A 20,367-nucleotide genomic window follows, 5' to 3' on the forward strand; every position below is an offset into this window, starting at 1 on the left:
TGCGTCCTAGGGAACGGAGATCGCCGCGAAGATCGCGTCGATGATTGTTTCAGGTTCCACGTTATCTGCGGCTGCCTCGAAGCCCAGGATCAGCCGGTGCCGGAGCACCTGGTGCCGGAAGAATTTGACGTCCTCCGGGATGACATGGTCACGTCCGTTGAGCAGGGCAAGGGCGCGCGCGACAGCGCTGAAGGCGATCGATGCGCGGGGGCTCGCGCCGTACTGGATGTATGCCGCGAGGTCTGGGGAAAGGTACTGTTCGGCGTTCCGGGAGACGAAAACGGCCTGGACGATGTAGTTCAGGATCGACGGGTCGAGATACACCCTCCGTACGAGCGACTGGAGAAACAGCACGTCGTCGATGGATGCGGAGGCGAGTGCAGGGGCCGCATCGTCGTAGATGCCCGAATTGACCCTGCGCACGATCTCCGCCTCGTCGGTGAGGCTTGGATAATCGAGGTTCTCCTTGATGAGGAACCGGTCGAGCTGTGCTTCGGGCAGGTGATACGTGCCCTCCTGCTCGATCGGGTTCTGCGTCGCCAGCACCAGGAACGGCTGCGGAAGCGGGTAGTTCACGCCGCCGATGGAGGTCTGGCGCTCCTGCATCGCCTCGAGCATCGCCGACTGGGTTTTCGCGCTCGACCGGTTGATCTCATCAAGCAGCACGAAGTTCGCGTGGACCGGCCCGAGCTGGGTGTCGAAGCGCCCGGTCGCCGGGTCGAAGATCTGCGTTCCGATGATGTCGGACGGCAGGAGGTCCGGCGTGCACTGGATGCGCTTGAACCGGGCCTGGACGGCTTCGGCGATTGCCTCGGCGGCCGTGGTCTTGGCAAGGCCGGGCACGCTCTCCAGCAACACGTGCCCGCCGGTCATCATGGCAACGAGAAGGCTGGTTCGGAGGCTCGACTGCCCGACGACCTTCGCGCCGTACGCACGGACGATCGTGGTGAGGATGTCGTGGGCACGCGCCAACTCGGTCGGCTGGACCGGCGTGCTGGGTTCTGCTGTCAGTGTCACGGCGGGCTTCTCTCCAGAAGTCGCGCGGGAGCGTCGTTGCCGCCCACGGTTCGGTCAGTCTAATCGACGGAATCCGCCACCCTGCTGGGAATTTGCACCGTTCGATACACCGGATTCAGGCGAGCACCCGGCCGGCTGTTGCCAGCAGAAAATCTACGAGCAGTAGAAGCTCCTCCATCGCCGCTACCGGCTCCTCGTCGGGCAGACTGCCCCGTCTCAGCGCTTCCCCTCGCTCGAGGCTTGGCGACGACGTCGACCGCGAGCTGTTCACCGAGGCGCCCGACCACGTCGGGGTGGGTGCGCCGAACCGTCGCGAGCCCTTGATCGACCGCCCGGCGGTGTCCCGGAGACCAGGGTCTGCGCGACCGTACCGATGTATGGCGTGATCCGATAGCCCGTGATCGCGCTACCGCCGTTCGGTGGCGCCGTCCGCGTGAGAGTGACGGCGGACCGGTTCGCGACCGTGGCGGTCACATTCGTGGACGCCCCGAGTACCGTCACCGCGATTGCGGTCGGAGTTACCGCGTTCGACGGCGCCGCCCCCAGACCGATCGCCGAGACCTCGAGTCCCTGGCCCAGCAGTCGCTTGTGCATGTCTTCCGCCCTTCGTGGTCGTGTCGCCGACATCGCAGGCCTGCGTACGCTCGCAAACCCCGCCGGAACAGGCGCCATTCCACACCGGGAGCGGTGACGCAAGCCCACGAGGGATCGCCAACAGCGGGCGTATCGTTCTCTCGTAGTTTGCGAAGGAGCGCGTTGCATGAGTACTCCGTCCACCCTCGTCGCCGATCGCTACCGGCTGATGGCGATGCTCGGCGCGGGCGGAATGGGAATCGTCTGGCATGCCTGGGACGAGCGCCTGCACCGCGATGTCGCGCTGAAGATGCTGCGCACCCAACTCGAGTTGACGGATGCCGAACGTCAGTTGGCAACTGATCGGGCGATGCGGGAAGCACGGATCACTGCCGGGCTTCATCATCCCCACGCCGTTACGGTGTTCGACGTCGTCGAGCACGACGGCCAGCCGTGCATCGTGATGCAGCTCATCGAGTCCACGCCGCTGTCGACCTTGCTGCGCGAGCACGGCACGCTAACCCCGTCCGAGACGGCGCGGACCGGGGCGCAGGTGGGCTCGGCCCTGGCAGCGGCCCACAAGCTGCGGATCGTGCATCGGGACGTCAAGCCGGGGAACATCCTCATCACGGCGGACGGCTCGGCGATGATCAGCGACTTCGGCATCTCCCACGCGCTCGGCGATGCGACGATCACCGCGACGGGAATGATGCACGGCACTCCCGCATACCTCGCGCCCGAGGTGGCGCGGGGCCTGCCGACGAGCTTCGCGTCCGACGTCTTTTCTTTCGGCTCGACTCTCTACACGATGCTCGAGGGTGCACCGCCGTTCGGTTCGGACAAGAACGCTATCGCGCTGCTCCACAAGGTGGCCCGGGGCGAGTACTCGCCGCCTGAGCACGCTGGTCCGCTTGCGCCGTTACTGCGGGAGATGCTCGCGGCTGATCCGAAACGCCGGCCGAGCATGACATCGGTCGTCGAGTCGTTGACGGCGTTGCACGACGACATCCGGGTCCCGCCTGCGGCGGTAGCCGTCGATCCGGATTCGTCGCCGGACGCCCCCGCGCCAGCGGACCCCGAGGGCGTGGACCCCGAGGGCGTGGACCTCGAGGGCGTGCGGACCGAGGTCTTCGACGACGTTGAGACCGAGCGCATCGACGATGTCGGAACTGAACGCATCGAGGGCGCCGACACCGAACGCATCGAGGATGCCGGAACCGAACGGATCGCGGATGCCGCGACCGCGGTGCACGACCCCACCGTGCCGACGGTTCCCGTCGACCGTCCCACCCGCTACGAACCACCCACCGGCACGACGGAGCGATTGGGGGCACCGGCAGTCCTTCCCCGGGTGACGACGGATGCGGAACCCGCACACGTTATACCTCATACGGAAACCCCGCCGGTGAGGCCGAACAGGTGGCGTCGCCGGACGGGTGTGATCGCCGGCATCATGGTTGTAGTGGCTGCCCTCCTTGTCGGAGCGATTCTGCTTTTCAATCCGCTCCAGCCTGGTGCCGGCGACGCTGCGGAACCCGCGATCAGCCCCACCCCGACCCCAACGACGGGCAGCCCGGCACCCCCATCGCAGGCCGCTTCGCCGTCGACCGCCCCCTCCCCCACTTCGCCGCCCGCGTCCGCGCAGCCGTCGGCGACGCCTGAGCCGGTTCCGCCGACGCCCGAACAGCGGGCTGTCGAGACGGTCTCCGGCTACTACGCGATGCTGCCGGGCGATATCGACGGCGCATGGCCGATGATGAGCGCCGACTACCAGGAGAACCATGCCGGTGGCCGACGCGCCTACGAGGCGTTCTGGGGGAACATCGCCGACGTCGAAATCGCCGATGTCAGCGCATCGGCGCCCGACCGGGCACAGGCGACGCTCACCTACTTCTTCCGCGATGGGCGCGTGGTGAAGGAGGTGACGTCCTACCGGCTGGTGGACGAAGGCGGCCTGCTCAAGATCGCTGCAACCGATGTGCTCAGCAGCACGGAACTCTGAAGCCCTTACTTCTTGCCCTTCTTGTCGTCCACGATTCCGCCGACGAGACCTCCGATCGCCCCGCCCAACACACCGCCGGCCGGTCCGCCAAGGAGCGAACCGATCCCGGCGCCGATGCCGGCGAGACTGGAACCGTAGCTCACCCGGGCGATCGTGACGGTGGTTGATCCGCCTGATCCCTCCGAGATCTCGAACGACCCGACTGCTGCCGACGCCACGACCAATGCGACAGGGCTGGCCTTGCCGCTGGCGGCCATCCTGTCGTAGATGTCACGCGAGGAGAAGTACGCCCGTTCGGCGTCGCCTTTCGGCTCGCCTGCCTCGTACCCGAGTTTGTACAGCTCCATCAGCGTTCGCACTTCCTCATCGGTGATGAGGTCGCTTGCTTCCAGCCGGTCGAGGATGGCTTTGTGATCGCTGATCACGTCGCCTTTGTTCTCATCCATGATGCGCCGGGCTTCAGCGCGTGCCGCGTGCATCAGCCCCGCAATGTCGGTACCGAGATACGTCGCCGTTTCCATGATGCTCCTCCTTCGTGAGCAGCGTGAGTTTTGCTCAGTTATGTGGTATGCCCAGTGAAGCACTTTCGGGGATTCCTCACGAGGGGTCTGGCGATCGGGGTACCGTGGGACCGTTGCGGAGGAAGAACCTGATGCGCAGGGTGACTTATTCGATGGGCGTTTCGCTTGACGGCTACATCGTCGGGCCCGACGGCGGCTTCAACTGGGCGGACCCGGATGACGAGCTCTTTCAATTTGCGATTGACCAGATACGCGGTGTCGGCGTCCATCTGCTTGGGCGGCGACTCTACGAGTCGATGCTCTACTGGGAGACTGCCGCCCAGGATCCGTCGCTCAGCGACTCAGAACGCGTGTGGACCGAGCTCTGGAATCCACTCCCCAAAGTGGTGTTCTCCACAGCACTGACCGACGTGAAGAGCAATGCCCGCCTGGCATCCGGCTCCCTGGCCGAGGAGATCGAGCGGTTGAGGGCCCAACCGGGAACGGGCGACATCGCGATTGGCGGCGCGACCCTCGCTGCCGAAGCGGCCGCATTGGACCTGATCGACGAGTATCGCCCCAAGGTGTACCCCGTGCTCGTCGGCGGTGGCCTGCCGTTCTTTCCCCAGAGCGAGCGGCGGGTGGATCTCGAACTCCTCGAGTCCCGCACCTTCCCATCGAAGGTCGTCTATCTCCGCTACCGCGTCAGGCGCTAACCGCCGCCGAACAGCCCGCCTCAGCTGACGCTGACAACCGGCGCGCCGACCGAGGTCTCGCTCGCGGGCATCTCTGCGGCGATGCGGTTTGCCTCTTCGATGAGCGTCGCAACGATCTCCGACTCGGGAACGGTCTTGATGACCTCGCCCTTGACGAAGATCTGGCCCTTGCCGTTCCCGGACGCGACACCGAGGTCCGCCTCGCGCGCCTCGCCCGGTCCGTTGACGACACATCCCATGACGGCGACGCGGAGCGGGACGGTCATCCCTTCCAGGCCATCGGTCACATCGTTGGCGAGCTTGTACACATCGACCTGGGCCCGGCCGCAGCTCGGGCACGACACGATCTCGAGCTTGCGCTCACGCAGGTTCAACGATTGCAGGATCTGAAGGCCGACCTTGATCTCTTCGGCGGGCGGTGCGCTGAGCGAGACCCGGATCGTGTCTCCGATGCCTTCTGAGAGCAGGATGCCAAAGGCCGTCGCACTCTTGATCGTGCCCTGGAAGGCGGGACCCGCCTCGGTGACCCCGAGGTGGAGCGGCCAGTCGCCGCGTTCGGCGAGGAGCCGGTAGGCCTTGACCATGACGATCGGGTCATTGTGCTTGACCGAGATCTTGAAGTCATGGAAGTCGTGCTCCTCGAACAGGCTCGCCTCCCAGACGGCGCTTTCGACGAGCGCCTCAGGCGTTGCCTTACCGTACTTCTGCAGCAGGCGCGGGTCGAGGGAGCCGGCGTTGACACCGATGCGGATCGACACGTCTGCGGCCTTGGCGCGACGGGCGATCTCTGCGACCTGGTCGTCGAACTTGCGGATGTTGCCGGGGTTGACCCGTACCGCCGCGCAACCGGCGTCGATGGCCGCGTAGACGTAATTCGGCTGGAAGTGGATGTCGGCGATGACCGGGATCTGGCTCTTCTTTGCGATGATCGGCAGCGCTTCGGCGTCGTCCCGGCTGGGCACGGCCACACGAACGATGTCGCAGCCTGATGCCGTCAGTTCGGCGATCTGCTGGAGGGTCGCGTTGATGTTCGGAGTCGGCGTCGTGGTCATCGACTGGACGCTCACTGGCGCGTCGCCACCGACGAGGACTTTGCCTACCTTGATCTGGCGCGACTTACGTCGCGGAGCGAGGGTCTCGGGGACCTTGGGCATTCCCAAATTTACTGCTGGCACAGGATCATCCTACGCCGGGCGTCCTGTACGGCAGCCGACCGCTCACCCCGGTGATCCGGGCGAGGAGCGCGTCGCGGAACTCAGCCGGGCGCGCAAGGTGCGGAGAGTGACCACACCCGTCGAAGAGCACCTCGCGAACCTCGCAACCGTTGTCCTGGTAGCGCTCGAGCACCTGTCCGTCCCCCGTATTCTCGCGTTCGAGAATGTTGGCGGCGGGCCTCGGCATCTTGACCGTTCTCGCCGTGATGCCCGGGAGCAGTGTTGCCATTCTGGACTCCTTCGTCGGTGTGCGATCAGACGCCGACGGCGACCTTGAGCGGTGGCTCAGTGGCGGCGATGACCTCGTCCACGCTCACCCCGGGGGCCACTTCGACGAGCACGAGCCCGTCAGGGGTGACGTCGATGACGGCCAGGTCGGTGATGATGCGGTCGACGACGGCACGGCCGGTGAGTGGCAGTGAGCACTCGTTGACGATCTTCGCCGATCCGTCCTTCGCGACGTGCTCCATCAGCACGATGACGCGGCCTGCGCCGTGGACGAGGTCCATCGCGCCTCCTGGACCCTTCACGACCTTGCCGGGGATCATCCAGTTGGCGAGGTCGCCGGTGGCGGAAACCTGCATGGCGCCGAGGATGGCGGCGTCGATCTTGCCGCCGCGGATCATCGCGAAGCTCAGTGCTGAATCGAAGAAGGCCGTTCCTGGCAGCGTTGTGACCGTTTCTTTCCCCGCGTTGATGAGGTCGGGATCGACTGCATCCTCCGTCGGGTATGGGCCGACACCGAGGATGCCGTTCTCCGACTGGAGTGTGACCGTCACCCCGTCCGGCACATAGTTCGGCACCAGGGTGGGCAGGCCGATACCCAGGTTGACGTAGGCGCCGTCGGCCAGTTCCAGAGCGGCGCGGGCGGCCATTTCGTTGCGGGTGAGTGCCATGGTTCAGCTGCCTTCCGTGGAGCGAACGGTGCGACGTTCGATGCGTTTCTCGATGTCCGGACCGACGTAGAGGACCCGGTGCACGAAGACCCCGGGCAGGTGAACGGCATCCGGGTCGATCTCTCCGGGCTCGACGAGCTCTTCCACCTGCGCGATGCAGATCCGGCCGGCCATCGCAGCCAGCGGGGAGAAGTTGCGGGCGGATTTGTTGAAGACGAGGTTGCCGTGGCGGTCGCCGCGTTCGGCGTGGATGAGGGCGAAGTCGGTCGAAATGGCTTCTTCGAGGACAAAGGGTTTCTCCTCGCCGCGCACGGGGAAGTTGCGGACGTCCTTGGGCGGTGAAGCGATCGCGACCCCGCCGGAACCGTCGTAACGCCGCGGCAGCCCGCCCTCCGCAACCTGAGTGCCCACCCCGGTCTGGGTGAAGAAGGCCGCGATCCCTGACCCGCCCGCCCGCAGTTTCTCGGCGAGCGTGCCCTGGGGCGTCAGTTCGACCTCGAGTTCGCCCGAGAGGAACTGGCGCTCGAACTCCTTGTTCTCACCGACGTAGGAGGAGGTCATCTTGCGGATCCGGCGGTTCGCCAGCAGCACCCCGAGTCCCCAGTCGTCGACGCCGCAGTTGTTGCTGACGATCGACAGCTCGTCGCTGCCTTTCTCAAGCAACGCCTCGATGAGGGTCATGGGGTTCCCGCACAAGCCGAAACCGCCGACGGCGATCGACGATCCGCTCGCGATGTCCGCCACCGCCTCAGCTGCGCTCGCCACTGTCTTGTCCATTGTCACCGTCGCACCTCCGTTGCTGCGTTTGCCGCCAAAAAGCGGCTCTGTTCTGCCAGGATCACCGAGCTAACGCGTGTAATGCCGGCAGCAGCGAGGACCACCTCGTGACGGCCTCTCGTGAGTACAAACCTATCGGGTCGTCCATGAGTCTTCGTGGGGCAGCGTGGCACAACATCACCCCGCCCCACGCGCGGATGTCGCCGAGCCAGGAAGACCACCTCGTTGAACCTCGTGTGGAGTCGACGTAGAGCACGCTCTCGATTTCGGCAGGGGAACACTGGCCGAAATCCGTGTCAAGCTAAGACGAGGATTCCGCGCGATGAAGCGCGGCGAAACGACGAAGGAGTCCTTCCATGAGTCCGAATGATGTGGTCATCCTGGCCGGAGCCCGCACGCCGCAGGGTCGTTTGCTCGGCCAGCTTGCGAGTTTCAGCGCGGTCGAGCTCGGGGCGATCGCCCTCAAGGCGGCGCTCGAGCGATCGGGCGTCGACGCATCAGACGTCGACGCGGTGATCTTCGGCCAGGTGCTGCAGGCAGGGGCCGGGCAGAACCCGGCCAGGCAGACGTCACGCGCGGCCGGGATCGGCTGGGAAGTCCCTGCCGTCACGATCAACAAGGTGTGCCTGTCGGGGATCGCCGCTGTGACCGACGCCGCCCGTCTCATCCGCGCCGGTGAGGCATCCGTCGTCGTCGCCGGCGGCCAGGAGTCGATGACCAACGCACCGCACGTGCTGCCGTCATCCCGGAAAGGCTACAAGTACGGCGAGGTCACGATGGTCGACACGGCCGCCTTCGACGGACTGACGGATGCTTTCGACGGTGACTCGATGGGGCTGTCTACCGAGCGGCACAACGGGCCGCTCGGCATCAACCGGGCGGAACAGGACAGGATCGCGCTCGGCTCGCACCAGCGCGCCGCCGCCGCGCAGTCCTCCGGCCTGTTCGACGACGAGATCACCCCGGTGAGCGTGCCTTCGCGTCGTGGAGAGCCGACGCTGCTGACGAGCGATGAGGGAGTGCGTGGGGACTCGACGATCGAAACCCTCAGCGCGCTGCGTCCGGCCTTCGACAAGGAAGGCACGATCACCGCAGGCAATTCGTCGCCGCTCAGCGACGGCGCCTGCGCGCTGATCCTCGCTGACCGGTCCTGGGCCGAGGAACGCGGCCTGACCTGGCTGGCTGTCGTCGGAGCATCCGGCTCGGTGGCCGGTCCTGACAACTCGCTGCACTCGCAGCCATCACGGGCGATCGCGGATGCCCTCAGCAAGTCCGGCTGGACGGCCTCGGAGCTCGACCTGGTCGAGATCAACGAAGCCTTCGCCGCGGTGAGCGTGCAGTCGATGCGGGACCTGGAACTCGACGGCGACAAGGTCAATGTGCACGGCGGGGCGATCGCGCTCGGCCACCCGATCGGAGCGTCGGGGGCGCGGCTTGTGCTTCACGCGGCGCTCGAACTGTCGCGCCGCGGTTCAGGCAAGGCTGCAGCAGCGCTGTGCGGCGGTGGCGGTCAGGGAGACGCGCTGCTTCTGTCGCGCTAGGTGGTGGGCAAGCTTTCGTTCCGGTGACGCTTGAGCACCGAATGATGCCTCATTCGGTGTCTTGGCGTCACTGGAACCACGTCGCTGGCGGAGCTCAGCTCACCGGGACGTCGATCCGGCCGGCCTCCGTCGGCCCGCCACATCCGCCGCATTGCCGGTAAGCGATATCCGCACGGTGCTGATGTAGCCGATGGCAGGACACGCGACGAACCCGCCACCGGTACATCCCGTTGTGGCGAGGCCCAGCAGGGCGACCGCCCCGAGCCACCACCGCTGCCTTCGATCCGTGCCCATGCGTTCGACACTCCCACATCCGCTCGGACCGGTGAACGCCGCCCGTGAATTCGTTGTCGATCGGTTACGTCCCCCGCACAAAAAATCGGGCCTGCCGGAAGCCGGCAGACCCGATTCGGCGGCTCTGGCGCGAACGCCAGTGCTGGGCCTAGTTGTAGAGCATTCCGCCGTCGACGAGCAGGACCTGGCCGGTGACGTAGTCGGAGTCGGGGCCGGCGAAGAACGAGACGACCTTCGCGACATCCTCAGGCGTTTCGATCCGGCCGAGGGCGATCCCGTCGACGTTCTCCTTGAGGTTCTGGCCGAGAGGCTTGCCGTTGATCTTGCTCAGCTCGGCATCGATGAGCTCCCACATGCCCGTGCCGACGATACCCGGAGCGTACGCGTTGACCGTGATTCCCTTCGGGGCGAGCTCCTGGGCCGCGGCCTGCGTGAATCCGCGAACCGCGAACTTCGATGCCGAGTAGGCGCTCAGGATCGGGAAGCCCTGGATGGCCGCGATCGAAGCGGCTGAGATGATCTTGCCACCGTGCCCGAGTTCCTCGAACTTCGCGGCTGCTGCCTGGATGCCCCAGACGACGCTGTTGACGTTGATCTGGAAGATCTTATTGAGCTCGTCCTCGGTGATATCGAGCAACGGCTTGACCTGCGCGATGCCTGCGTTGTTGACGATGACGTCGAATCCACCGAGCTTCTCGGCTGCGGTGTCGACGGCAGCGACGACATCCTCGCGCTTGGACACGTCGGCTGTCACGAATGCCGCCTTGCGGCCGAGGGCCTCGATCTCGGCGACAACCCCCAGACCCTTGTCCTTTTGGAAATCGAGGTCGGCGACGGCGACATCGAAGCCGTCCTGAGCGAGCCGCAGTGCGATTCCGCGGCCGATTCCCTGTCCTGCACCGGTGACCAGTGCGACCTTGTTCTCAACAGTCATGATTACTCCTTGCTCTTGAGGCAGTGCGTCCCCTGTGGCGATTCACCGCTCGACGGTTTGGAGCCGCAGCTGCAACCCCTCACGTTGAGTACAACCGATTGCGAGCAGAACTATTTCCATTCGAATGCATAAACTCCGTACCGCGAGCCCGGGCGCGGATGCCCGCGCGGGTGTTCCGGTGTCGCGCGGGTGAAAAAACACCCGCACCCGGCAAAAACACCCGCGACAGGGTGGGCGACGACGGCCGGCGGTCAGGCGAGGCGTTCGGCGAGGAACCGATACGCGAGCGCCGACATCCGGGCGGCCTGCTCGTTCGTGGCCGCTCCCCCGTGCCCGCCTTCGATGTTCTCGTAGTAGGTCACGTCGCACCCCGCGTCGAGCATCCGTGCTGCCATCTTGCGAGCGTGCCCCGGGTGCACCCGATCGTCACGGGTGGAGGTCGTGAACAGCACGGGCGGGTACCTGCGCGACGGGTCAAACTGGTGGTACGGCGAGAACGTGCGGAGGTATGCCCACTGCTCAGGGTCGTCCGGGTCGCCGTACTCCGCCATCCACGATGCCCCGGCAAGCAGGCGGGAGTAGCGGCGCATGTCGAGCAGCGGCACCTGGCAGACCACGGCACCGAACAGTTCCGGGTATCGGGTGAGCATATTGCCGGTGAGCAGGCCGCCGTTCGATCCGCCCTGAATTCCGAGGTGCTTGGGCGTGGTGATGCCGCGGGCGACGAGGTCCCTGGCCACAGCGGCGAAGTCCTCGTACGCGCGGGAACGGTTCTCTTTCAACGCGGCCTGGTGCCAGGTCGGACCGTACTCACCGCCGCCACGGATGTTCGCGACGGCATAGGCGCCACCGCTCTCGAGCCAGGCCCTGCCGAGCGTGCCGGAGTACGTGGGAGTGAGCGAGATCTCGAACCCGCCGTAGCCGTACAGCAGCGTCGGCGTCGATCCGTCCAGAGCAGCATCGGTGCGGCGAACCACGAAGTACGGCACCCGCGTGCCGTCGTCGGAGATCGCGAAGTACTGCTCGATCGAGAGGCCGGCCGTATCGAAAAAAGACGGCTGGGCCTTCAGCACGACGGGCAGTGCACCGCCCTGGCCGACGGTCGCGATCGACAGGGTGGTCGGCGTGAGGTAGTCGGTTGAGATCACCCAGACGAGGTCGTTCTCGTCAGGGTCGACAGCCGAAACCTGGACAGTCCCAAACGCGGGGGCGCCGGGGAATTCATCGCGGCGCCACTTGGCATCCGTCGGCGTGAGCACCCGGATGCGGCTCTTCACGTCGTCGAGGACGGTGAGGACGAGGTGGTCACGGGTCCAGGTCGCGCCGGCCAGAGACGTGGTCGGCGTCGGCTCGAAGACGACCTCGAACGACCGGTCGCCTGCCAGGAAGCCGTCGAAATCGGCGGCGAGCAGCGAACCGGCACGGTAGGTGGTCTCGTCGACGGTCCAGCCGTCGCGGAGTTCGATCAGCAGCCAGGAGCGCGAGTAGCCGATCTCCGCCGAATCGGGCACATCGATCCGTTGCGGTTCGCCGTCGACGAGGACGAACACCTCGGACGTGTAGAAGGTGGGTGCGCGCCAGTAGAAGTCGCGGATGTAGCCGGGTGTGTGGCTGCGGAACGCGCGCACCGACACATCCGACTCGTTCCCTTCGAAGACGATCTCGGAGGACTCGATCGGTGTCCCCCTGCGCCAACGGCGGGCGATCCGCGGGTACCCGGATTTCGTCAGCGACCCTTCCCCGAGTTCTGAGCATAGGTATACCGTGTCGTCGTCGATCCAGCCGAGTCCGCCTTTGGCCTCCGGGCGGAAGAAACCGCCGTCTTCCTCGGGAACGAAACGGAGGGTCTCGAGGTCGAACTCGCGCGTGACATCCGCATCCGATCCGCCGTGCGAGAGGTCGATCAGCGCTTTGCGGTACCCGGGGCGGAGGACGCTCGCGCCGTGCCAGACCCAATCCTCCCCTTCGGCCTTGTTAAGGGCATCGATATCGAGGACCGTCTGCCACGCCGGCTCTGCTGTGCGGTATTCCGCGAGCGTGGTGCGACGCCAGAGCCCGCGCTGGTGTGCTGCGTCCGTCCAGAAGTTGTAGTAGTACTCACCGATCTTCTGAACGAACGGGAGTTTCGCATCGGAGTCGAGGACCTCGCGGATCGCCCGCTCGGTGCCGGTGAACGCGTCGGAGGCGGCCAGGCCGTTGAGGGTCTCGGCGTTGCGCGCCCGAACCCAGTCCAGCGCCGCATCGCTGTCGACGTCTTCGAGCCAGAGGTACGGGTCACGTTCGTCGACGGTCATGAATTCAAGCCTAGAAGGCTGCGGGGCGCTCTCCCGCGACGGCCTCCATCGCGGGGGCTGTTCGGCGGGGACCCCAAGGTCTAGCCTTCTTCCTGTGACAGCTGAGCCGGATGACTATCGCAGGGCACTCGATCGAGCCCGGGAGCACTCTCTCGGGTGGCTGGAGTCGATAAAGACGCGGCGGGTCGCACCGCGGGAGACCGCCGACGAGGTCGCAGCGCATTTCCGGGTGCCATTGCAGGAGAGCGGCATCGACCCCGCCGAAGTCATCGACGAACTCGCGACGTTCGCCGAACCGGGGCTGATGGGGATGCCCTCCGGCCGGTTCTTCGGCTGGGTGATCGGCGGAACCCTCCCCGCCGCCCTCGCATCGGACTGGCTCGTCAGCGCCTGGGACCAGAACACGGGCATCCGTTACGCGACACCCGCGACCGCCGCGATCGAAGAGGCAGCCGAGGATTGGCTCCTCGACCTGCTCGGCTTTCCGGCCACATCGGGCGTCGGGTTCACGACGGGGGCTACCATGGCCAATTTCGTCGGCCTGGCCGCCGGGAGGAAGAAGGTGCTGGACGACGTCGGCTGGGATCTTTCTGCGGACGGGCTCTCCGGGGCACCGCGAATATCCGTGCTCGCCGGGGCGGAGAGCCATGCGTCCATCGACATGGCACTGCGCTACCTCGGGCTCGGGCTCCCCACGCCGGTCGCCGCAGACGACCAGGGCCGGATCCGGGTGGATGCGCTGGCGGACGCCCTGGATGCCGTGTCCGGGCCGACGATTCTCTGCCTGCAGGCGGGGAACCTCCACTCGGGCGCTTTCGACCCGTTCCGGGAGGCGATCGATCTGGCCCACTCGCACGGCGCCTGGGTGCACGTCGACGGTGCGTTCGGCTTGTGGGCCGCGGTCAGCCCGGAGTGGGCCTCGGCCGTCGACGGCCTCGAACTGGCGGACTCGGTGGCGACCGACGCCCACAAGACCCTCAATGTGCCATACGACTGCGGGGTTGCGATCGTCACCGACCGCGCCCTGTTGCGGTCTGCATTCGGCGTGCACACCGATTACCTCATCCACGACGCGCAAGGCGACCCCTTCGAGCGCGTACCCGAATTCTCGCGCCGTGCCCGCGGCATCCCGGTTTGGGCTGCCCTACGTTCGCTTGGCCGGGAGGGCACGATCGCCCTCGTCGAGAAACTGGCCGAGAACGCCCGCGCGCTCGCACAGGGCCTCGGCGAACTACCGGGTGTCGAGGTGCTCAACGACGTGGTGTTCACCCAGGTCTGCCTCAGTTTCGGCACGGACGAGCGGACCCGCGCCGTGACCCAGGCGCTCATCGCCGATGGCGCCGTCTGGATGTCCGGCTCTCGCTGGCAGGGGCGTGACGTGCTGCGGATCTCGGTCAGCAACTGGTCAACGGATGCAACGGATGTCGCCGCCTCGGTCGATGCGGTCCGCCGGGCCATGGCCGCGGCCGCCTGACGTTGCCGAATTCACACACGGTGGGGACTTCTGCTGCCACCGTTCGCCGGTTCATAATCAAGGGCCCTGAACTGTAGGGCCAGAAACCCGGCAGACAGACGAAGGAGACCACAATGCCTACTCGACTCAACCCGTACCTCAACTTCCCAGGCAACGCTCGCGAAGCCATGACGTTCTACCGTGACGTCTTCGGCGGCGAACTGACCCTCAGCACGTTCGGTGATTTCCAGGCGACCGAGCATGCCGCGCAGACAGACAACATCATGCACGGCGAGTTGGTGACACCCAACGGTTTGAGCCTCATGGGCGCCGACCTGATGGAGGGCCAGGAGTACCGGCAAGGCACCAACTTCTCGATCTCGCTAAGCGGCGACGATGAAACAGAACTCCAGGGCTACTGGAACGGACTCGGCGAGGGCGGCACGATCATTGAGCCACTCGTTTCGGCACCGTGGGGTGACAGGTTCGGAATGCTGGTCGACCGTTTCGGGATTTCCTGGCTGGTGAACATCTCGGGTGCAGGTGCACAGGGCTGACACCCTTCCCGAACAAGCCGACGGTGATTAACCTGTTGGCATGTGCCGAAACATCCACACTCTTCACAACTTCGAACCCGCAGCAACGGACGACGAAGTTCATGCAGCCGCCCTCCAGTACGTCCGCAAGGTCAGCGGGTCGACGAAGCCTTCGAAGGCGAACGCCGACGTGTTCGACCACGCGGTCGCCGAGATCGCCCATATCACCAGGCATCTCATCGAAGACCTGGTGACGACGGCGCCTCCGAAGGACCGCGAAGTCGAGGCAGAAAAGGCTCGCGCCCGCTCGGTGGCCCGCTTCGCCCGCGTGTAGGGCGAAGCGAGGGTAGCAGCGGGCGCTGTGCCCGTCTCAGCGTCTTCACCTGGTACTCCATACGGAGTACTCGATCAGCCGAACAGATTGACCGGCTTGACGATGTCGGCGAAGATCAGCAGCGCGCTCATGCCTCCGAGCACGATCACGACGACGAACGTCACCGGCATGAGTTTCGCGGCGTCCACCGGCCCAGGGTCACGACGCTTGAACAGTTTCGCGAAGCCGCGCCGGATGGACTCCCACAACGCCGCCGCGACGTGGCCGCCGTCGAGCGGAAGCAGCGGCACGAGGTTGAAGACGAACAGGGCGACGTTGAGCGAGGCGACGATGCCGAGCATCGTCTGCACCTTGCTCGCGACCGGGATCTCTTCGAGACTGGCCACTTCACCGGCGATGCGGCCGACGCCGACGACGCTGATCGGCCCGTTGGGGTCGCGTTCGCCCGGGCCGAATGCGGCGTTGGCGACCCCGACCAGGCGGTCGGGCAGGTTGAGGATCATGTTGGCGACGTGGCCGATGTTGTCGCCCACAGCGGGCAGAACGGAGGTCGGCGGCTCCGGCACGAGTTCGGTCTGGGACGCGATGCCCACGAAACCGACCTCCTCGGTGACCGGCTTGCCCGAGGCATCCGTCACCTGCTTGCCGGATGCGTCGATCGTGTACCGTTCGGTGAGCAGCGGGGTGAGCGTCACGGATGTTTCGGCGCCGTCCCGCAGGATGACGACGTCCAGGTCGGTGCCTGACGAGGTGCGAATGATCGCGGTGGCGTCGGCCCATGTGGCGATCTTCGTACCGTCGATGGAGAGGATGGTGTCGCCGGGCTGGAGGCCTGCGGCGGCGCCGGGGGCGAGCGGGTCGCCTGCCTCGCACGATGTCTTCTCACTCGTCGCCGGCAGCACACACTGGCTCACCGAAGCGAGCGTCGGGGTGGACTGCGGCGTGCCGAAGCCCATCAGCACGATCGCGACGAGCACGACCGCGAGAAGAAGGTTCATGGTCGGGCCGCCGAGCATGATGATGATGCGCTTCCACACCGGGAGGTTGTAAAAAGTCCGGTTCTCGTCGCCGTCCCCGACCGTCTCGGCGCTCGCTGAGCGGGCATCCTGCACGAGAGTCTGGAAGAACCCGGTGCTCGAGCTGCGGGTGGCGCCGTCCTTGCCCGGGGGGTACATGCCGATCATCGAGATGTAGCCGCCGAGCGGGATCGCTTTGAGGCCGTACTCCGTCTCGCCCTTTTTGCGTGACCAGATCGTCTTGCCGAAGCCGATCATGTACTGGGTGACTTTGACGCCGAACAGTTTGGCGGGAACCAGGTGCCCGACTTCGTGCAGGCCGATCGACACGGCGACACCGATCAGAATGATCAGGACACCGAGGATGTACAGCAGGGCGGATTCCACTCCCAGAGAGTAGCGCTGTGCGCTGAATGGATGCTGGTGGCGCGCTGTGAGGGGTGCTCCGATCCGGCTGTGAGAATATGAGCTGTGCGACCCTCCCACCTCTCCCCCACGACCCTCGACGCCTTCGCCGCCCGGTTCCGTCTGGCACTGCACGATGAGGTTCCACCGGTGAGCCTGACCGGCATCACGATGAACAGCCGGGCCGTTCTGCCCGGGGACCTCTACGTCGGCGTCCCGGGGGAACGGTTCCACGGAGCGACGTTCTCCGCCGAGGCCGTTGCTCGTGGCGCTGTCGCGATCCTCACCGATGCCGCCGGCCTGGTCGCCGCAACGGCATCCGGTGTCCCTGTGCTTGTGACGGTTGAATCCCCGCGCGTCGTCGTCGGCGAGATGGCCGCCTGGCTGTACCAGACCGACCGTGACGCACCCCAGCTCTTCGGCATGACCGGAACCAACGGCAAGACGTCGACGGCGCACTTCCTCGATTCGATCCTTCGCCAGTTGGGCCGCTCGACGGGGCTCAGTTCGAGTGCCGAGCGCCGGATCGGTTCCGAGGTCGTGGCCAGTTCCATGACAACGCCCGAGGCGCCCGAACTTCACGCCCTGATCGCCCGGATGCGTGAGGCAGGTGTGAACGCTGCGATCGTCGAAGTCAGCGCGCACGCTCTCACCCGGCATCGGGTCGACGGGCTGGTGTTCGACGTCGCGGCGTTCACGAACCTCAGCCAGGACCACCTTGACGACTACGCGGGCATGGAGGATTACTTCGCGGCCAAGCTCGAGCTTTTCACCCCGGCGCACGCCCGCCGCGCAGTGGTCTCGCTCGACACGCCTGCCGGTTCCGCTGTCGTGGAGCGCACAGGGATCCCGGTGATCACCATCACCTCGCTCGACGGGGTAACGGCCGACTGGACCGTCACCATCGACGACGAGCAGCCGTCGTACACGGCGTTCACTCTTCAGCATGACGAGCACGGCGCGCTGTCCACCCGGGTGCCGGTGATCGGCAGGCACATGGCTGCGAATGGTGGGCTCGCCATTGCGATGCTCGTCGAATCCGGGGTCGCCTTCGCAGCCATCGACGCCGTACTCCAGCGCGACGGCGGCATCACCGCCTCCCTGCCAGGTCGCGCCGTCCAGGTGCCGGTGCCTGGCGGTCCCGCCGTCTATGTGGACTCGGGACACACGGCGCAGGCATTCGCCAAGACGCTCGAGGCAGTCCGGCACCTGACCACCGGACGCGTCATCATGGTGGCCGGCGCCAACGGCGACCGGGACCAGTCCAAGCGCCCGGAGATGGGCCGCGAGGCGGCACTCGGCAGCGACCTGCTCATCGTCACGGATCACCAGCCCCGGTCAGAGGATCCTGCCGTGATCCGCGAGGCTGTGCTCGCCGGGGCGCGCGCTGCCAAGCCGGCCGGGGACATCCGTGAGGTCGCTGCTCCTGAAGAAGCGATCCGCGTCGCCGTTCGCGAGGCCACAGCGGCTGACACCATCCTCTGGGCAGGGCTCGCCGAGAAGGACTACCGCGATGTCGCCGGGGTCAAGGTGCCGTTCTCGGTACTCGACGAGACGCGAGCCGCTCTCGCTGAGGCCGGCTGGGTCTGAGCAGTCGGGGCCTGCTGGGGTCTCTTCACTCAGTCTGGACCGGTTCACCCGGCGTACCGGGTGCACCCGTCCGGAGCGCGTGAACTGGCGGATGCCACTCGCGGTCAGCGCAGAGCGGCGATCGCCCGGTCCGCCTCGTCGCGGGCCCACGACTCCGCCGCTGCGAGGCTGTCGAGGGTGAGCTCGCCGTCCGGGCGGTGCGCGTCGACGACGCGGGAGATGGTGTCGACGATGTCGAGGAACCCGATCGCCCCGGCGTGGAACGCTGCGACGAGCTGTTCGTTGGCCGCGTTGAACACCGCCGGGTACGTGCCGCCTGCACGGCCAACCGTCTTGGCCAGTTCGACCGCTGGGAACGCCGTGTCGTCGAGCGGCTCGAAGGTCCAGTTCTGGGCGCGGGTCCAGTCCAGTGGCGTGCCCACCCCGGCGACGCGAGCCGGCCAGTCGAGGCCGAGTGAGATCGGCAACCGCATGTCCGGTGGTGACGCCTGTGCGATCGTGGACCCGTCGACGTACTCGACCATCGAGTGCACGATCGACTGTGGGTGCACGACGACATCGATGCGCTCGTACGGCACATCGAACAGCAGGTGCGCTTCGATGACCTCGAGCCCCTTGTTGACGAGGGTCGCCGAGTTGGTGGTGACGACGAGTCCCATGTCCCAGGTCGGATGAGCGAGCGCTTCGGCCGGCGTCACCCTGGTGAGCGCCTTCCTGCTGCTCCCCCGGAACGGACCACCGGATGCCGTGAGCACGAGCCTGCGGACCTCCTGTTTCGTTCCCGACCGCAGCGCCTGCGCGATCGCGGAGTGTTCTGAGTCGACGGGGACGATCTGGCCGGGTTTGGCGATCCGGCTGACGAGGTCTCCACCGACGATGAGGGATTCCTTGTTGGCGAGGGCCAGGGTTCGGCCGGTCTCCAGCGCTGCGAGGGTCGGGCCGAGGCCGACAGACCCGGTGATGCCGTTGAGGACGACATCGGCGTCGACCGAGCGGACCAGGCGTTCGGCCTCATCCACACCGACGGCGAGGTCGTCGACCTGGAACTCGTCGGCCTGGGCCTGCAACAGCTCGCGGTTGCTGTTCGCCGCTAACCCCACGACCTCGAAGCGTCGAGGGTTGGCCCGGATGACGTCCAGGGCCTGGGTTCCGATCGAGCCGGTTGATCCGAGAAGTATGACGCGTCGCACGCGATCAGCTTAGCGGCGGCATCCGTTTCGCTACCGCGACTACCGGCTCGTGGAGAGCACGTCCACGACGAAGACGAGCGTGTCTGTTCCTTCGATCCCCGCGCTGGGCTGGCCGGCTTCCCCGTACCCTTCAGACGGAGGAAGGACGGCGAGCACCTGCGAGCCGACGGCGGCACCGACGAGTGCGGCAGAGAACCCGGGGACCACTCCGGTCGTAGGGAACGTGGCTGCTCCCCTGCCCCAGCTCTGGTCGAAGACCTCACCGGTACGCCAGTTGACGCCCTGATACTGAACGGTGACGCTGTCGCCCTCCTGAACGGGTTCGCCTGTGCCCTGCTTCAGGGTGGCGAGCTTGAGTTCGGCCGGCGCGTCGGTGTCGGGAATCGTGACCGTCGGAGCGCCGTCGGAGTCCAGCTTCACGGTCGGCATGCCCTCAACAGGGGGCTGTGGTTCGCCGGTGGCTGTCGAGGGGACGATGCCGACGGCATCCGCAACGATCACGAGGGGGTCCCCGGGAGCGACGGCGCCATCGGGCGATCCGGTGTCGCCAAATCCGTCTTCGGCCGGCACGACGCTCACAACGCGTGAGCCTTCGTTCACGCACTCGATGGTGCGGACCAGTCCCGGGATGAACTTGGTGTCGTTGACTTCGATTGCGCCCCAGCCGCCACCGGAGTATGCGGTCTGGGAGACCATTGCACCGCTGGTGCCGTTGAAGATGGACACGTCGAAGTTGACCATGTCGCCCGGCTTCACCTCGTCGCCAGCGCCTTCGATCACCACAGCGCGCTGGGTGGCATCGACTTTCATCGGTTCCGGAAAGTCGACGGCCGGCGCGGCACCGAAGTCCCCGGTCACCGTCACCGAGTCGACAGCCGATCCACCCGGGGTGTCCTCGCAACTCAGCGCTGCGGGTTCCGTGGTCCCTGACGGCGCCGGTTCCGGTGACGCGCACCCCACGAGGACGAGGGTGGATGCCGCCGCGGCTGCGACGAGGACGGGGAGGGAAGTGCGCACAGGGAATCGCTTTCACAAAAAGGGGCGGAACGGCCAGTCTGCCGCACCAACCCTGTCGTTAGCTGCAA

The 20,367-nt window shown here is 66.3% G+C and carries 19 protein-coding genes; 7 read left to right on the forward strand and 12 right to left on the reverse strand.

The genetic code is table 11. From position 1 onward, the window contains the following. Positions 1 to 6: 6 nt before the first annotated feature. Together BM197_RS09825 and BM197_RS09830 are read right to left on the reverse strand one after the other, a co-directional pair. Positions 7 to 1,011 (reverse strand): AAA family ATPase, encoded by a 1,005-nt coding sequence (locus BM197_RS09825; protein ID WP_090711214.1) that lies wholly within the window; start codon positions 1,009 to 1,011, stop codon positions 7 to 9. A 273-nt stretch (positions 1,012 to 1,284) separates the two neighbouring features. Next, on the reverse strand, positions 1,285 to 1,611 hold the full coding sequence (locus BM197_RS09830) for a fibronectin type III domain-containing protein (protein WP_090710979.1): 327 nt from the start codon (positions 1,609 to 1,611) through the stop codon (positions 1,285 to 1,287). Positions 1,612 to 1,777: 166 nt separating this feature from the next. Between BM197_RS09830 and BM197_RS09835 the strand changes: the two genes are divergently transcribed. Then, positions 1,778 to 3,592 (forward strand): serine/threonine-protein kinase, encoded by a 1,815-nt coding sequence (locus BM197_RS09835; protein ID WP_090710980.1) that lies wholly within the window; start codon positions 1,778 to 1,780, stop codon positions 3,590 to 3,592. Between the two features lie 5 nt (positions 3,593 to 3,597). Here the strand turns inward: BM197_RS09835 and BM197_RS09840 are convergent, their stop codons facing one another. After that, positions 3,598 to 4,113: a hypothetical protein gene (locus BM197_RS09840; RefSeq protein WP_090710981.1), complete on the reverse strand. Its 516-nt coding sequence runs from the start codon at positions 4,111 to 4,113 to the stop codon at positions 3,598 to 3,600. A gap of 131 nt (positions 4,114 to 4,244) precedes the next feature. Between BM197_RS09840 and BM197_RS09845 the strand changes: the two genes are divergently transcribed. Next, positions 4,245 to 4,808 carry a dihydrofolate reductase family protein gene (locus BM197_RS09845; RefSeq protein ID WP_090710982.1) on the forward strand — a complete coding sequence of 188 codons (564 nt, stop codon included), beginning with the start codon at positions 4,245 to 4,247 and terminating at the stop codon, positions 4,806 to 4,808. 20 nt (positions 4,809 to 4,828) lie between these two features. Here the strand turns inward: BM197_RS09845 and ispG are convergent, their stop codons facing one another. Genes ispG through BM197_RS09865 form a run of 4 tightly spaced genes read right to left on the reverse strand, consistent with a single transcriptional unit; the run spans position 4,829 to position 7,695 of the window. Next, positions 4,829 to 5,983 carry a flavodoxin-dependent (E)-4-hydroxy-3-methylbut-2-enyl-diphosphate synthase gene (ispG, locus tag BM197_RS09850; protein ID WP_177216797.1) on the reverse strand — a complete coding sequence of 385 codons (1,155 nt, stop codon included), beginning with the start codon at positions 5,981 to 5,983 and terminating at the stop codon, positions 4,829 to 4,831. Between the two features lie 4 nt (positions 5,984 to 5,987). Next, positions 5,988 to 6,251 (reverse strand): hypothetical protein, encoded by a 264-nt coding sequence (locus BM197_RS09855; protein ID WP_090710984.1) that lies wholly within the window; start codon positions 6,249 to 6,251, stop codon positions 5,988 to 5,990. Positions 6,252 to 6,276: 25 nt separating this feature from the next. Then, complete coding sequence (locus BM197_RS09860) at positions 6,277 to 6,918, reverse strand: CoA transferase subunit B (protein WP_177216798.1); 642 nt, start codon at positions 6,916 to 6,918, stop codon at positions 6,277 to 6,279. 3 nt (positions 6,919 to 6,921) lie between these two features. After that, positions 6,922 to 7,695, reverse strand: coding sequence for a CoA transferase subunit A (locus tag BM197_RS09865; protein WP_090710985.1), 774 nt, complete (start codon positions 7,693 to 7,695; stop codon positions 6,922 to 6,924). Positions 7,696 to 8,051: 356 nt separating this feature from the next. Between BM197_RS09865 and BM197_RS09870 the strand changes: the two genes are divergently transcribed. After that, positions 8,052 to 9,236 (forward strand): acetyl-CoA C-acetyltransferase, encoded by a 1,185-nt coding sequence (locus BM197_RS09870; RefSeq protein WP_090710986.1) that lies wholly within the window; start codon positions 8,052 to 8,054, stop codon positions 9,234 to 9,236. A gap of 442 nt (positions 9,237 to 9,678) precedes the next feature. On the opposite strand, the gene BM197_RS09875 is transcribed toward BM197_RS09870, so the two are convergent. Both BM197_RS09875 and BM197_RS09880 read right to left on the reverse strand, forming a co-directional pair. Continuing rightward, positions 9,679 to 10,464, reverse strand: coding sequence for an acetoin reductase (locus BM197_RS09875; RefSeq protein WP_090710987.1), 786 nt, complete (start codon positions 10,462 to 10,464; stop codon positions 9,679 to 9,681). 251 nt (positions 10,465 to 10,715) lie between these two features. Then, a complete protein-coding gene (locus BM197_RS09880; protein WP_090710989.1) occupies positions 10,716 to 12,758 on the reverse strand; it encodes a prolyl oligopeptidase family serine peptidase in 2,043 nt (680 codons plus the stop codon). A gap of 94 nt (positions 12,759 to 12,852) precedes the next feature. Here BM197_RS09880 and BM197_RS09885 point away from each other — a divergent pair, with 94 nt between their 5' ends. The 3 genes from BM197_RS09885 to BM197_RS09895 all read left to right on the forward strand — a co-directional run bounded on the left by BM197_RS09885 (position 12,853) and on the right by BM197_RS09895 (position 15,081). Then, positions 12,853 to 14,232, forward strand: a complete 1,380-nt coding sequence (locus tag BM197_RS09885; RefSeq protein WP_090710990.1) for a pyridoxal phosphate-dependent decarboxylase family protein — start codon at positions 12,853 to 12,855, stop codon at positions 14,230 to 14,232. Between the two features lie 113 nt (positions 14,233 to 14,345). Further along, on the forward strand, positions 14,346 to 14,768 hold the full coding sequence (locus BM197_RS09890; RefSeq protein WP_090710992.1) for a VOC family protein: 423 nt from the start codon (positions 14,346 to 14,348) through the stop codon (positions 14,766 to 14,768). Positions 14,769 to 14,808: 40 nt separating this feature from the next. Next, the gene (locus tag BM197_RS09895; RefSeq protein ID WP_090710993.1) at positions 14,809 to 15,081 is read left to right on the forward strand and encodes a DUF2277 domain-containing protein; all 273 of its coding nucleotides are present in this window, start codon (positions 14,809 to 14,811) and stop codon (positions 15,079 to 15,081) included. 74 nt (positions 15,082 to 15,155) lie between these two features. On the opposite strand, the gene BM197_RS09900 is transcribed toward BM197_RS09895, so the two are convergent. Next, on the reverse strand, positions 15,156 to 16,484 hold the full coding sequence (locus BM197_RS09900; protein WP_090710995.1) for a M50 family metallopeptidase: 1,329 nt from the start codon (positions 16,482 to 16,484) through the stop codon (positions 15,156 to 15,158). 84 nt (positions 16,485 to 16,568) lie between these two features. On the opposite strand from BM197_RS09900, the gene BM197_RS09905 reads away from it, so the two are divergent. Then, the gene (locus BM197_RS09905; protein ID WP_245762482.1) at positions 16,569 to 18,092 is read left to right on the forward strand and encodes a Mur ligase family protein; all 1,524 of its coding nucleotides are present in this window, start codon (positions 16,569 to 16,571) and stop codon (positions 18,090 to 18,092) included. 104 nt (positions 18,093 to 18,196) lie between these two features. Here the strand turns inward: BM197_RS09905 and dxr are convergent, their stop codons facing one another. Then, entirely contained in the window at positions 18,197 to 19,282 is a 1,086-nt protein-coding gene (gene dxr, locus BM197_RS09910; RefSeq protein ID WP_090710997.1) for a 1-deoxy-D-xylulose-5-phosphate reductoisomerase, read from the reverse strand. A 39-nt stretch (positions 19,283 to 19,321) separates the two neighbouring features. Continuing rightward, positions 19,322 to 20,299: an FKBP-type peptidyl-prolyl cis-trans isomerase gene (locus BM197_RS09915; RefSeq protein WP_245762483.1), complete on the reverse strand. Its 978-nt coding sequence runs from the start codon at positions 20,297 to 20,299 to the stop codon at positions 19,322 to 19,324. Positions 20,300 to 20,367: the final 68 nt, after the last annotated feature.

The sequence above is a fragment of the Mycetocola miduiensis genome (assembly GCF_900115155.1).
Lineage (GTDB): Bacteria > Actinomycetota > Actinomycetes > Actinomycetales > Microbacteriaceae > Mycetocola_A > Mycetocola_A miduiensis.

Excerpts from the sequence above, each read along its gene's own strand:
- BM197_RS09855 (WP_090710984.1), bottom strand. The coding sequence starts at position 6,251 with ATGGCAACACTGCTCCCGGGCATCACGGCGAGAACGGTCAAGATGCCG.
- BM197_RS09840 (WP_090710981.1), bottom strand. The coding sequence starts at position 4,113 with ATGGAAACGGCGACGTATCTCGGTACCGACATTGCGGGGCTGATGCAC.
- BM197_RS09845 (WP_090710982.1), top strand. The coding sequence starts at position 4,245 with ATGCGCAGGGTGACTTATTCGATGGGCGTTTCGCTTGACGGCTACATC.
- BM197_RS09890 (WP_090710992.1), top strand. The coding sequence starts at position 14,346 with ATGCCTACTCGACTCAACCCGTACCTCAACTTCCCAGGCAACGCTCGC.
- BM197_RS09860 (WP_177216798.1), bottom strand. The coding sequence starts at position 6,918 with ATGGCACTCACCCGCAACGAAATGGCCGCCCGCGCCGCTCTGGAACTG.
- BM197_RS09835 (WP_090710980.1), top strand. The coding sequence starts at position 1,778 with ATGAGTACTCCGTCCACCCTCGTCGCCGATCGCTACCGGCTGATGGCG.
- BM197_RS09830 (WP_090710979.1), bottom strand. The coding sequence starts at position 1,611 with ATGCACAAGCGACTGCTGGGCCAGGGACTCGAGGTCTCGGCGATCGGT.
- BM197_RS09895 (WP_090710993.1), top strand. The coding sequence starts at position 14,809 with ATGTGCCGAAACATCCACACTCTTCACAACTTCGAACCCGCAGCAACG.
- BM197_RS09865 (WP_090710985.1), bottom strand. The coding sequence starts at position 7,695 with ATGGACAAGACAGTGGCGAGCGCAGCTGAGGCGGTGGCGGACATCGCG.
- BM197_RS09880 (WP_090710989.1), bottom strand. The coding sequence starts at position 12,758 with ATGACCGTCGACGAACGTGACCCGTACCTCTGGCTCGAAGACGTCGAC.
- BM197_RS09870 (WP_090710986.1), top strand. The coding sequence starts at position 8,052 with ATGAGTCCGAATGATGTGGTCATCCTGGCCGGAGCCCGCACGCCGCAG.
- BM197_RS09875 (WP_090710987.1), bottom strand. The coding sequence starts at position 10,464 with ATGACTGTTGAGAACAAGGTCGCACTGGTCACCGGTGCAGGACAGGGA.